Here is a 12,772-nt window from a genome sequence, read left to right on the forward strand (position 1 = left end):
AATGGACCCGTGCGCACACTTCTCATCGGACTCGCCAGCCTGCTGGCCCTCGCGCTCGTGGTGGATTTCGGCGCTGCGGCCTACTCGGAGTACCGAGTCTCTCGCGCAATCCGCGCCGGCGGTGAGCTCACCTCGGACCCTCAGGTGATCGTGCACGGCTTCCCGTTCCTCACCCAGGCGGCGGACGGCCACTACGAGAACATCGAGATTCGAGCGCAGGACGTTCCGACCGAGTACGTCGGCTCGACGACGATCGAGGCCAATCTCCGCGGCGTGCACATCGCACTGTCCGACCTGATCGACAACAACGTGCGGGCGATCCCGGTGGACGAGCTCGACGGCCGCGTCCGTATCGAGGCCACAGACCTCGGCCGGTTCCTCGGCATCGTCGACCTGCAGGTTTCCGCACCGCCGGCCGACAAGTCGGACGGCACCGGCGGTTCCGGTGGGTCGGGCAAGACCACGACCGGGGGCGTCGTGCTGACCGGAACGGTTCCGGTCGGCCCCCTCGAGACGACGGTGAGCGTCCAGGCCGACCTGTTGCTCGAGGGTGACAGCGTCGCCATCGTCGCGACGGACTTCTACTTCGGCCCGGAGGGTCAGGCAGACTTCTCGATCCCCGAGTTCGCCAAGCCCACGGTCCTCGGGCTGTTCACCAAGACCATCGAGCGTCAGAGCCTGCCCTTCGGACTCCTGCCGACCGACGTCTACGCGGAGGGCTCACAGATAGTCGTCGAAGGATCGGGCGAGAACGTGACCATCGACCTCAACGAGATCGAAAAGCCGTGACAGGGATCACAGTCCTGGCCGTCGTGGCGATCCTTGCCGTCGCTACCGGATTGTTCCTCCGCAGCCGATCGGGTGCGGTGCGGGCAGTGCGGAACACCGACTCCGAGACCGACGCTCTGTACCCACTCCTGCTCGACGCGGGTGCCACGACCGACTCCGCGACCGTGCTGCACTTCTCGGCGGACTGGTGCGGACCGTGCGCAGCCGTGCGACGCGTCGTCCAGCAGGTGTTGGACGACCGAAGCGATGCCCGGGAACTCGAACTCGACATCGACGCCCATCCGATCCTCGCTCGTGAACTGGGCGTGCTGTCACTGCCCACGACGTTCGTCCTCGACACCACGTTGCAACGGCGCTCCAGAATCGCGGGGGTGCCGTCTGCGGCGGCACTGCGGTCGGCGCTCGACGCACTGTGACCTCGCCTCTTCGGGCCGGCGGTAGGACGCGCCGCTGGTAGCGGGTACGATGCTCTTCGTGTTCTCCCGCCGCGAGCTGATGCTCACCAGTCGTCGCACAGTTGATCTGTGCCGACTGGGCGGTTGTTGCTGTCGCTGCTGCTGATTTCCTTCTGCCGCCACGCCCATGCGTGATGTACGGCCCGATGATCGAAATCCACGTCCGAGCACTGCCGATGCGGCGTGCCCCGGCCTCGCACAGGAGTACCTCTCGATGTCGACACCCGACACCCGGACCACCATCCCCACTGCCACGATCGACCAGGTGGACGTTCGCGGTCCGCGCTTCGCAGCGTGGATCACCACCGCCGTTCTGGTCGTCGTTCTCCTCCTGACCACGTTCTCGGTCCCCGCGGCGGCAATCCTGCTCGGGCTACAGGCGATCGTGTTCGGAATCGGAGCCGTCCGCGGACCCAAGCGCAGTCCGTACGGCACGATCTTCGCGACATTCGTCGCACCGCGGCTCTCCCCCACCAGCGAACGTGAGCCGGTGGCACCGTTGAAGTTCGCTCAACTGGTGGGCTTCGTGTTCGCCGCCGTGGGAGTTCTCGGCTTCGCGCTCGGCGCTCCCGTCGTCGGCACCGTGGCGGCAGGCTTCGCGTTGTTCGCGGCCTTCCTCAATGCCGCGTTCGCGGTGTGCCTCGGCTGCATGATCTACCCCCTCGCCGCGCGACTGCGCACCACTGCTTGACCCTCACCGATCCGTAAAGAAAGACCGAAAGGAACACCATGGCTCGCTCCGACGTCCTGGTCTCTGCCGACTGGGCCGAGCAGAACCTGAACGCACCGAAGACCGTCTTCGTCGAGGTCGACGAAGACGCAAGCGCCTACGACGGCGGACACATCGAAGGTGCGGTCAAGCTCGACTGGCGCAAGGACCTGCAGGACCCGGTTCGCCGCGACTTCCTCAATCAGGAGCAGTTCTCGGATCTGCTGTCGGCCAAGGGCATCAGCAACGACGACACCATCGTCCTGTACGGCGGAAACAACAACTGGTTCGCTGCCTACGCCTACTGGTACTTCAAGCTGTACGGCCACAAGGACGTCAAGCTCATCGACGGTGGACGCAAGAAGTGGGAACTCGACGGCCGGGCGCTGTCCAAGGACGTCGTCAGCCGCGAGACCACGCAGTACCGCGCCGAGGCACCCGACCTGTCGATCCGTGCGTTCCGCGACGAGGTCATCGACGCCATCGGCAACAAGAACCTGATCGACGTGCGTTCGCCCGACGAGTTCTCGGGCAAGATCCTCGCCCCGGCTCACCTTCCGCAGGAGCAGGCTCAGCAGCGTGGCCACGTGCCGTCCGCGATCAACATCCCGTGGAGCACCACCGCCAACGAGGACGGCACGTTCAAGTCCGACGAGGCGCTCGAAGAGCTGTACAAGACCAAGGGCTACGACGACAGCAAGGCCACCATCGCCTACTGCCGCATCGGTGAGCGTTCGAGCCACACCTGGTTCGTCCTCAAGGAGCTTCTGGGCAAGGAAGACGTCAAGAACTACGACGGCAGCTGGGTCGAATACGGCTCTCTCGTCGGAGCACCCATCGAGTTGGAGGTTCACTGATATGTGTGGAGCACCCGTACAGGGCCAGACCATCCCCGCAGGCGTCGACGTCGAGAAGGAAACGGTCATCACCGGCCGCGTCCTGGCAGGTGACGGTGAGCCCGTAGCAGGCGCGTTCGTCCGGCTGCTCGACGGCAGCGGCGAATTCACCGCAGAGGTCGTCGCGTCGGGCACCGGAGACTTCCGGTTCTTCGCCGCTCCCGGACAGTGGACGCTGCGTGCACTGTCGGCATCGGGCAACGGCGACACCGTGATCGCTCCCGAGGGCGCAGGCGTGCACTCGGCGAACGTCACCGTCGGAGTCTGATCCCACCGCTCGTACCGAACGAGAAAAGAACCCCGCACCTGCGAGCAGGTGCGGGGTTCTTTCGGTCCAGCGGAGGTTCTAGTTGGGAACGGGTGCAGAGGCCGCCGGGTCGGGAACCGTCGAGTACTGCGGCGGGAACATCCCTTCCGGTACCGGAATTCCCTGGGATTCGAGGAACGCTCCGAGATCGCTGACCCTCGTCTGCGTTCCGGGCACCGGGAGCAGTCGGGGTTCGGGTGCAGCCTCGGGAGCGGGGGCTTCCGGTGTGACTGCCTCGGGCGCGTTCTTCTTCTCGCGTTCGGTGCGCGCGAGATCGGTGACCCAGGCCACCACCTTCTCACTTTCCCACTCGTAGCCGTCGTTGGGATCGTTGTACCAGTACGACAGATGCTGCAGGAATCCGATCGCCAGGTAGGGCCCGAGCACGACATCGGCGATGCCCTTGTTGTTCTCCTCGAACCCTGTGGCCTCGGCACGGAGCTTGGCTTCCACGGTCTCGGCACCGGGCCCCATCGCCCAGTTGAGATCGGCGAGGAGCTGCTCAGGCGTGAGAGCGTCGACCGCCTGCTGATCGGCGACCGTGTAGTCCACGTCCGCGACCTTCACCAGAACCTGCAGCAGTGTTTCGTCGGATTCGAGCCAGGCCTTGTTGGTTGCGATGTCGATGATCGCGCGGGTGGCGATGGTCGACACTGCCCGCGCGAAGTCGGCCACGGTCTGCACCGGGTTGACCAGCGTCATCCGCATCTGCGAGATGATCTCGAGTGCCAACTGCGCCAGCTCGATGTCGGCCGGAGCGTCGCACGACAGGTCGTAGGGCCGGCACGACCAGCTGACCTTGTCGGTCAGCGTGCCGTAATCCCGGGGGGACTGGTCCATGAACCCGCCGAGCGATTCACCGGGCTCGTCCCCGAAGTTCGGCACACCGGCCGGACGATAGGGCGAGCCGATCATCATCACGCCTGCGATGTCGTCGCCGCTGACCAGCGCGCCGGGGTCGCGTCGGCCGATGTCGACGGCCAGCCGGTCGAGGATCTCTCCGCCGACGCTGTAGCCGACGAGAACGAACTTCGTGCGGTCACCGCACTTGGTCTTGTACTCGTCCAGCAGACGATTGGTCGACGCGACGCCGTCCCTGATCGACTCCTGATACGTGGCCACGTCGTCCAGGAAGCCGACTCCGTAGGTCGATGTATAGGGGACGTACAGCCAGCCGACCGTGCCGGGGGTGCCTGCGTTCACCTCACCGGTGGGAACGGTGACGTTCCCGACCCAGTTGGATGCGACGGTCTGCGATTCCTCGTTGAGAGGATTGCGACCCGAATCCGAGTCGGTGGCACCGGACACGGCCAGCATCAACACGTCCGGGCAGTCCTGCGCATAGTTGTTGGGGTCGATGTTCGGGCCCTGCGAAGACCCGAAGTCGGACGATCCGGAGTCGGCGGAACCGGAGTCGGACGATCCCGACTCTGCCGATCCCGAGTCCGGAGCGGCGAGCGCAGCTGCGGGAGCGGCAAGCGCCAACGCCAGAGTCACCACCGCGGACCTGAACAACACGGATCCGAACGACGATGTCAGAGCCCGTTTACGACGCAGCATTATTGCGGAGACCTCCCCAGCCTTCGTGACAGAACACAGTGAACAACGTCGGAAATTCACCCTCGAGCGCCCGACGCCCCCCGAAGAAGGTACCTGCTCGACGCCGTTTCTCCACCGTTACGAGTGATCCACCGCACTGATGACCCCCAATTCGGTTAGATGTCACCAAGGACACAGTGCAGATTCGGGCCGCTGTTCTCGATCAGGATCGCTGCGGGTTAAACTCGCACACGTGGTCATCTTCTTCGAGTTGTTGCTGGTGCTTGCGGCAATAGCCATCATCGCGTTCTCGCTCTACGTCGTCTACCGACTGGTCAACGACGAGTCGTGACGGAACCGGTCGCGGGGCAACCCGGCAGTGCTGACGAGGGGCTCGACGCCCCCATCACCAGTGGCGACGAAGCAATAGCGGCTGCCGAACAGAAGTTCGCCGACGCGTCGACGCGGAACGTTCCGGTCCTGCCGGACATCCCGCATCCCGACGACACGGCCAATCTTCGTCTCGGTCCCGATCTGCACCCGACGATGCTCGCTCTGTTGCCGCTCGTCGGCGTGTGGCGTGGCGAGGGCGAGGGCCACGACCCCGAGTCCGGTACCGACTACCCCTTCGGTCAGCAGATCGTCGTCACCCACGACGGCGGCAGCTACCTCAGCTGGGAATCGCGCTCGTGGCGACTCGATTCCGACGGCAACTTCGCACACCCCGATCTCCGTGAAACCGGATTCTGGCGCATGAGCGGAGGCGACGGCGTCAAGGGTTCCGACAACGAAGAGGTCGTCGAGCTACTGCTGACGCACAGCACCGGCGTCGTCGAACTGTATTACGGCCATGCGCTCACCCAGTCGTCCTGGGAACTGGCCACCGATGTCGTCATTCGAAGCACTTCGGGTGTGTTGGTCGGCGGGGCCAGGCGGCTCTACGGCATCGTCGACGGCGGAGACCTTGCATACGTCGAGGAGCGCGTCGTCGCCGACGGCCCACTGGCACCGCGGTTGTCCGCGCGCCTGACTCGCTACATCGGCTGACTCTCTCACTACCCACTGCACGCGAACGGCCCCCGAGCCGTACCTGCTTTCAGGTCCCGACCGGACAGGTCGGGGGCTCGGGGGCCGGGTAGCTGCCTGGGATTCGCCTGCCGCTCGCGCGGTCTTCACAGTGAATCCGTCAGCGATTGCGGCTAGCTGACAGCCACCTCACGCGTCCTAGAGTTCATCAACTTCAGACCACCTCCTCTCTCGTGTACTTCACAACGTACGCCCGAGTTTCCGAGTCGGCAAAGTGTTTTTTCGCGCGGTCCGGGCCGAGGTCGATCACCTGGTCGGCGTCGGTGTTCTCGGGCAGTTGATGGGTGACGACCACCAAAGTTCGGTCGGCTCCGAACAGCCCTCCGTCGGTGGTGAGAAGCTGGCGCAGGATCGATTCGCCGGAGATTCGGTCCAGATGCTCGGTCGGCTCGTCGAGCAACACGATCGGTGCCGTACTGAGCAGGGCGCGCGCCAGCAGCAGTCTGCGGCGCTCTCCCCCCGAGACGGCCTGCGCGCCGCCGACCAGGGTGGTGTGAACGCCGAGAGGCAGAGCGTCGAGCCATGGACCCAGGCCCACGCGTCGCAGCGCCTCCGATGCCTGTTCTTCGTCGACATCGCCGCGCACCACCCGCAGGTTCTCCAGAATCGAGGTGTCGAACAGATGCGCGTCCTCGGCGAACAGCGCTGCGTCCGAACCGCATTCCTCGGCGAACTCCCGCAGCATCGTGGTCTTGCCCGATCCGCTCGGTCCGACGAGAGCGCTGCGCGCATGTGCGCGGAAGTTCGTAGCAGGGGTCGAGTTTCCGTGCACATGCGGCGGAGCCGCATCGAGCATGGCGAGGATTCGAGTTGCCGCGATTCGGCCACGCATCAGGGCGATTGCCGCTCCGGGGAGTGCCGCGGTCGCTTCGAAAGCGGCCAGCGGAACCAGCACCATGATCGCCAGGGCCATCGGTGTCATGCCGCCTGCGGTGCCTCCGGCCGGTCCGTACAGCCCGATGCCGACGAGCAAGGATCCGATCACCGAGGCACCGATCGACAGCGGACCGGCGGCATCGGCCAGCGCCGACGGCCGCGCGGCCCGATCGCGCGCGACCACCGAATCCTGTGCTGCCCCGCGGGCTTCGGTGAGCGTCGCGTCGAGTCGTCCGGCGACCCGCAGTTCTGCGGCGTGATCGAGTGCCCGGACGGCGGTCTCGGCGAACCGTGCGTCGGCGTCTGCTCCGGCCTCCTCGGCGATCCGTGCCGACCGCGCCGCCAGGATCGGTGCGCCCACCCCGGCGATCAACAACGTCACCGCCAGGATCGACGCGGCAGCAGGCGAGATCCCGGCGAGCAGTCCCACGGCTGCGAGCATCATCACGACGCTGACGCAGATGGGGACGATCGCGCGTACGACGACGTCGCCGAGCACGTCGACGTCCGCCCCGGTGCGAGCCAGGACGTCACCGCGCCGCAGAGCGAGCGCGCCGTCGCCGTTCGCCAGTTGCTCGTAGATCCTCGTGCGCGCTGCCGTCGTACCGCGCAGGGCCGCGTCGTGCGTGGTCAATCGTTCGAGGTAGCGAAACACGCCGCGGGAAATGCCCAGCGCCCGAACGGCTACCACTGCGACGGTCAGGTCCATCACCGGAGGCATCTGCCAGGCTCGGGTGATCAACCATGCCGACAGCGCGGCGAGAGCCAGTGCGCTGCCGAGGGTTGCCACGCCCGCGGCCACGGCCAGTGCCACCCGACGCGGGGACAGCTCGAACAGGGCCAATGCGCGTTTCAGGTCAGACATGATCGAACTCCCGTGCCACCGGTGAGCTGCTACGCACCTCGACGACGCGATCTGCGGCGTGCAGCACCGAGCGTCGGTGGCCGACCATCACCACGGTGACGCCTCGGTCGGCCGCATCTCGAATGGCCTGCAGGACAGTCTTTTCGCTCGCCGCATCCAGGTGTGCCGTCGGCTCGTCCAGCACCATCACCGGAGCGTCGGAGACGAATGTTCGGGTCAGGGCCAGGCGTTGCAGTTCGCCGAGGGACAGACCCACTCCACCCTGCCCGACACGGGTGTTCCAGCCGTTCGGATGGTCTCGCAGCACGGCATCGAATCCCGCAGCGCGGCAGGCTGCGTCCAGGGCAGCGGCGTCGGGCACGCCGTGGAGGGTGACGTTCTCGTAGAGCGTGCCGGGAAGCAGCACCGGCCGCTGCGGGAGCCAGGCGACCTGAGCCCACCACCGGTCGAGATCGAGATCGACCACGGGCACGCCGCCGACGAGAACCGCACCGCTCGTCGGCGTCGTGAGTCCCAGAACCGCTTGCAGCGCAGTAGATTTACCCGATCCGTTGGGACCGGTGAGCACCGTGATGGTGCCCTTCCGGCACAGCGCGCTCAGTGCTGCCGGAGCGTCGCCGTCCCGGTTCGCGACGGTGAGTCCGACGAGTTCGATGTCCGCGGTAGTGGCGTCGACGGTCCGGCCGCCGATCGGCTGTGTCGTACGCCGATCCAGGACTCGGAATGCCCGGTCCGCGGCCTCGACGCCGTCCTCTGCCGCGTGGAACTGGGTCCCCACGGCGCGCAGCGGAAAGTACACCTCGGGGGCGAGGATCAACGCGATGATGCCTGCTTCGAGCGTCATCTCCCCGAAGACCAAGCGCAATCCGATGCCGACGGCCACCAGCGCGACGCACAGGGTCGCGAGCAACTCGAGCACCATCGACGAGAGGAAGGCAACCTTCAACGCGCGCATGGTGGTTCGTCGATGGGCATCGCCCAGTGCACGGATGCGAGCGGCCGGTCCGTGTTCGCGGCGCAGCGCACGCAAGGTCGGTAGACCGGCCAGTAGATCGAGCAACTGCGCAGACAACCGGGTCATCGTGGTGAGCGTCGCAGCCGCGCGACCCTTGGTCAGCAACCCGATCAGAATCATGAAGATCGGGATGAGCGGCAAGGTCACCGCGATGATCAACGCCGAGGTCACGTCCTGGGTGACGATGACGATCAGAACCAGCGGAGTCACGATGACCGCCGACACCAGCGCCGGCAGGTATCCGGTCAGGTACGCCCGCAGACCCCCGATGGCTCGGGTCACGACGACGGCCAACTCTTCGCGCTCTCGGTCGAGCTCCCGAGGCTCGAATCGTGTTGCTGCCGAAAGTACCTCGACTTCGAGCTCGGCCACCACCCGTGACGCCGACCGGTGCGCGTAGCGGGACTGGGCTCCGGTGGCGAGCACACGGACGGCCACTGCGCCCGCCAGCACGGCCAGTTCGGTCGTCCAAGCGGACAACGACCTGGCGGTCGGGTCGGTGATGACACCTGCCAGCACACGTCCGATGGTCAACGCGCCCACGATGATGCAGAGCGTGACCACGGTAGACAGAGCGACAGTGACGATCAGGTAGCCCCGCGCAGATCTGGAGTATTTCCACAGGCGGGGATCGACCGGTCCCCGCGAGCGAGCGGGCGCGGTCACGATTTCACCGTCAGTCCGATCGAGTCCGGGATCTGGGCACTCGAAATACGCTGGCGGAACACCCAGTACGTCCAGGCCTGATATCCGAGGACAACAGGGGCGGCGAAGGCTGCAGCCCAGGTCATCACCTTCAACGTGTACGGGCTCGACGACGCGTTCGCGATGGTGAGATCGAACGCGGCATCCGTGCTGGACGGCATGACGTTCGGGAACAAGGATGCGAACAGCAGCACCACAACCGCAACGATGGCGATGCTGGTGAACACGAAGGCCCAGCCTTCACGCACTTTCGCCGTCAGTGCGACGACGAGCAGCAGGGCGACCGCGGCCACGCCGACCAGTACCCAGGTCCACGTCTTGCCGTAGGCGAGTTGGGTCCAGAGAGCGAATGCTCCGCCGACGAGAACTGCCGGAATCGCGAGTCGCGCTGCGATTTTCACCGAGTCCTCGTGCACGTCGCCGGAGGTCTTGAGTGCGATGAACACCGCGCCGTGCAACGCGAACACCAGCGCCATCGTGGCTCCGCCGAGCAATGCATACGGGTTGAGCAGATCGAAGAAGCCGGCTGTGACCTTCTTGTTCTCGTCGATGGCGACGCCGCGCACGATGTTGGCGAAGGCGACGCCCCACAGCACCGCCGGAACCCACGAGCCGATGCCGATGCCGATGTCGCAGCGTTTGCGCCACACCGGGTCGTCGATCTTGCCGCGCCATTCGATGGCGCAGATGCGCAGGATCAGTGCCACCAGAATGAGCAGCAGCGGCAGGTAGAAGCCCGAGAAAAGTGTTGCGTACCACTCGGGGAACGCTGCGAACAGGGCACCGCCTGCGGTGATGAGCCAGACTTCGTTGCCGTCCCAGACCGGGCCGATCGTATTGAGGACGGCCCGCCTGCGCTTCTCCCCCGTCGCGGCGTCGGGGTGCCTGCCCAGGATGGGCATGAGCATACCGACGCCGAAGTCGAACCCTTCGAGCACGAAGTAGCCGACGAAGAAGAAGGCGATGATGAAGAACCAGAATTCGGGCAGTGACATTGCTATCCCCTAGTAGGCGAACGAGAGCTGTTTGGGCTCTTCGTCTTCCGATTCCGGTGGGTCGACGTGCGGATGCGCGTCGTGGTCGAGAGGCCCTTCGACGACGTAGCGCCGAAGCAGGTAGAACCACACACCACCGAGAGCGGCGTAGAGCAGTGTGAACGTCACCAGCGAGGCGACGACGAGGCCGACGGGATGGTCGGAAACTCCCTGATCGACGGTGAGCCGGATCTGATCGACACCCGAGAGGTTCGGTGCCACAACCCATGGCTGACGGCCCATTTCGGTGAAGATCCAACCGGCGCTGTTGGCCAGGAACGGCGTCGGGATCGCCAACAGCGACAACCACGAGAACCACTTCTGGTCGGGAATCCGGCCACCCCGAGTGACCCACAGACCCGCGATCGCGAGCAGTGCCGAGCCTGCGGCCAGTCCGATCATCATCCGGAATGCCCAGTAGGTGACGAACAGGTTCGGCTTGTAGTTACCCGGGCCGAACTGCTGCTCGTACTGCTCCTGCAGTTGGTTGACGCCCTGCACGGTGGCACCGAAATCGTTCTCCGCCAGGAACGAGGTGAGGCCGGGTATCGAGATGAGGTGCACCACGGATTCGCAGTTGTTGTGGGTACCCACGGTCAGGAGCGAGAAGCTGGCTCCGGTTTCGGTGTCGCACAACGATTCTGCGGATGCCATCTTCATCGGCTGCTGCTCGAACATGAGCTTGCCCTGGATGTCTCCGGTGATGGCCAGCGCACCACCGGCGACGATCATGATGACGAAGGACATGCGTGCTGCCGACCTGAACATCGGACGCGAGTCGGTGGCCGGGAGCGCAGCCTGCGTATCGACCCCGTTTTCGGACAGCGGAGCGAGCGCAGCCTTGTTCTTGCGAGCCTCGCGCACCATCCACCAACCGGAGATGCCTGCGACGAAGGTGGCGGCGGTGAGGAACGCTCCGGCCACGGCGTGTGGAAATGCCGCCAGCGCAGTGTTGTTGGTGAGCAGTGCCCAGATGTCGGTCAGTTCGGCGCGGCCGGTCTCTTCGTTGTAGATCGCGCCGACGGGATGCTGCATCCAGGAATTGGCCGCGATGATGAAGTACGCCGAGGCGTTGACTCCGATGGCGACGAGCCAGATCGTGGCCAGGTGAACGAGTTTGGGGAGTCTGCTCCAACCGAATATCCACAGCCCGAGGAATGTGGACTCGAGGAAGAAGGCGACGAGGCCTTCGAGTGCGAGAGGAGCGCCGAACACGTCACCGACGAAGCGGGAGTATTCGCTCCAGTTCATGCCGAACTGGAACTCCTGGACGATTCCGGTGGCGACGCCGAGGGCGAAGTTGATGAGGAACAGCTTGCCGAAGAACTTGGTCAGTCGGTACCAGGAGTCCTTGCCGGTGATCACCCACATCGTCTGCATGGCAGCCACCATCGGAGCGAGGCCGATGGTGAGGGGAACGAGTATGAAGTGGTAGACGGTGGTGATACCGAACTGCCATCGTGAGACATCCAAGGCGTCCATCAAAGCTCCGAACTCTTCCACCCGTGCTGTGACGGGCAACACCGCAGGTCAGGGCGTTGGCCCGCGACGAATTCGACAGTACTACTACGGGTAGTAGTAGGGAAGAGTCTTTCGGCAGGGTCGTTGGACTCCTACCGAGTTTCGACCGTCTCCACGGCGGCATCGACCATCGATCGGACATCGTCGGCGAGCATCTGCGTGCCGAGAGGAACGCCGTTCATCGCCGTGACCCGCGCCGCGAGAGTGACACTCGATACCAGCCAAACGCCATCTGCTGCAATGAGATCCGCCGGATACAGGTGCCCGTGTTCACATGTCCAACCGGCAGACTCGGCCACGGAGAACAGTCCGGCGACCGTGGTTCCGGCCAGGATGCCTTGTTCGACCGACGGTGTGACGAGAGTCTTACCGCGCGCGAGCACCACCGTCGAGCGCGGACCTTCGAGCACCCGACCCTCACTGCTGAGATAGATCACATCGTCGACGCCCTGAGCGGCGGCGTGCCGCAGCGCGGCCATGTTGGTCGCATACGACAACGTCTTGGCCCCCGCGAGCTGCCACGGCGCTCCCGACGAGAAATCCACCGAGTAGCCGCGATCGAGGGTGATCACCGATACCCCGTCGGTGCGCGCTGCTCGCACTCGCTCGGGCAGCGGCCCGACCGTGACGTACCCGGTGGGGTCACCACCGCTCTCGCGTCCGCGGCTGAGGACCAGCCGGAGAACCGCCTCGTCCTGGGACTCTCGCGCCCACAGACCGACGGACTGTTCGACGACGGTGCGCCACTGTTCGAGATCGGGAGCGGGCAGGTCCAGTGCCTTCGCCGACGCCACCAGCCGGGCCAGATGCAACTCGACCGCACAGGCCGCGCCGCCGCGCACGAGCAGCGTCTCGAAGACCCCGTCGCCGCGCACCACGGCCAGATCGTCGGCGAACAGCAACGGCCGATTCGCGTCGTGCACTCGGCCGTCCAACGTCACCACTACCGACTCCGACATGCCCGTCACCCTAGAG

General features: G+C 65.4%; 12 protein-coding genes. 6 read left to right on the forward strand and 6 right to left on the reverse strand.

What is annotated here, in order from left to right:
* Positions 1-9 precede the first annotated feature (9 nt).
* From AB0366_RS02580 to AB0366_RS02600, 5 genes are all read left to right on the forward strand, one after another.
* The gene (locus AB0366_RS02580) at positions 10-789 is read left to right on the forward strand and encodes an LmeA family phospholipid-binding protein (RefSeq protein WP_366242579.1); all 780 of its coding nucleotides are present in this window, start codon (positions 10-12) and stop codon (positions 787-789) included.
* The gene (locus AB0366_RS02585) at positions 786-1,205 is read left to right on the forward strand and encodes a thioredoxin family protein (protein ID WP_366242580.1); all 420 of its coding nucleotides are present in this window, start codon (positions 786-788) and stop codon (positions 1,203-1,205) included. Before AB0366_RS02580 ends, AB0366_RS02585 begins: the two co-directional genes overlap by 4 nt.
* A gap of 253 nt (positions 1,206-1,458) precedes the next feature.
* Positions 1,459-1,935, forward strand: coding sequence for a DUF4395 domain-containing protein (locus tag AB0366_RS02590; RefSeq protein WP_121872656.1), 477 nt, complete (start codon positions 1,459-1,461; stop codon positions 1,933-1,935).
* Positions 1,936-1,973: 38 nt separating this feature from the next.
* The gene (locus tag AB0366_RS02595) at positions 1,974-2,810 is read left to right on the forward strand and encodes a sulfurtransferase (protein ID WP_068049880.1); all 837 of its coding nucleotides are present in this window, start codon (positions 1,974-1,976) and stop codon (positions 2,808-2,810) included.
* Position 2,811: 1 nt separating this feature from the next.
* Positions 2,812-3,117, forward strand: coding sequence for a DUF1416 domain-containing protein (locus tag AB0366_RS02600; RefSeq protein ID WP_037194601.1), 306 nt, complete (start codon positions 2,812-2,814; stop codon positions 3,115-3,117).
* Positions 3,118-3,195: 78 nt separating this feature from the next.
* On the opposite strand, the gene AB0366_RS02605 is transcribed toward AB0366_RS02600, so the two are convergent.
* Entirely contained in the window at positions 3,196-4,716 is a 1,521-nt protein-coding gene (locus tag AB0366_RS02605; protein WP_366242581.1) for a cutinase family protein, read from the reverse strand.
* 384 nt (positions 4,717-5,100) lie between these two features.
* Here AB0366_RS02605 and AB0366_RS02610 point away from each other — a divergent pair, with 384 nt between their 5' ends.
* A complete protein-coding gene (locus AB0366_RS02610) occupies positions 5,101-5,742 on the forward strand; it encodes an FABP family protein (RefSeq protein ID WP_366242967.1) in 642 nt (213 codons plus the stop codon).
* 193 nt (positions 5,743-5,935) lie between these two features.
* Here AB0366_RS02610 and AB0366_RS02615 read toward each other — a convergent pair whose 3' ends face one another.
* The 5 genes from AB0366_RS02615 to AB0366_RS02635 all read right to left on the reverse strand — a co-directional run bounded on the left by AB0366_RS02615 (position 5,936) and on the right by AB0366_RS02635 (position 12,756).
* The gene (locus tag AB0366_RS02615; RefSeq protein ID WP_366242582.1) at positions 5,936-7,522 is read right to left on the reverse strand and encodes an ATP-binding cassette domain-containing protein; all 1,587 of its coding nucleotides are present in this window, start codon (positions 7,520-7,522) and stop codon (positions 5,936-5,938) included.
* Complete coding sequence (gene cydD, locus AB0366_RS02620) at positions 7,515-9,203, reverse strand: thiol reductant ABC exporter subunit CydD (protein WP_366242583.1); 1,689 nt, start codon at positions 9,201-9,203, stop codon at positions 7,515-7,517. The genes AB0366_RS02615 and cydD overlap by 8 nt, the downstream gene beginning before the upstream one ends.
* A complete protein-coding gene (cydB, locus tag AB0366_RS02625; protein WP_366242584.1) occupies positions 9,200-10,237 on the reverse strand; it encodes a cytochrome d ubiquinol oxidase subunit II in 1,038 nt (345 codons plus the stop codon). The genes cydD and cydB overlap by 4 nt, the downstream gene beginning before the upstream one ends.
* A gap of 9 nt (positions 10,238-10,246) precedes the next feature.
* On the reverse strand, positions 10,247-11,758 hold the full coding sequence (locus AB0366_RS02630; protein ID WP_366242585.1) for a cytochrome ubiquinol oxidase subunit I: 1,512 nt from the start codon (positions 11,756-11,758) through the stop codon (positions 10,247-10,249).
* A 131-nt stretch (positions 11,759-11,889) separates the two neighbouring features.
* Complete coding sequence (locus AB0366_RS02635; RefSeq protein WP_366242586.1) at positions 11,890-12,756, reverse strand: aminodeoxychorismate lyase; 867 nt, start codon at positions 12,754-12,756, stop codon at positions 11,890-11,892.
* Positions 12,757-12,772: the final 16 nt, after the last annotated feature.

Origin of the sequence: Rhodococcus sp. NPDC076796 (assembly GCF_040702765.1) — a bacterium.
In the GTDB taxonomy this organism is placed as follows: Bacteria; Actinomycetota; Actinomycetes; order Mycobacteriales; family Mycobacteriaceae; genus Rhodococcoides.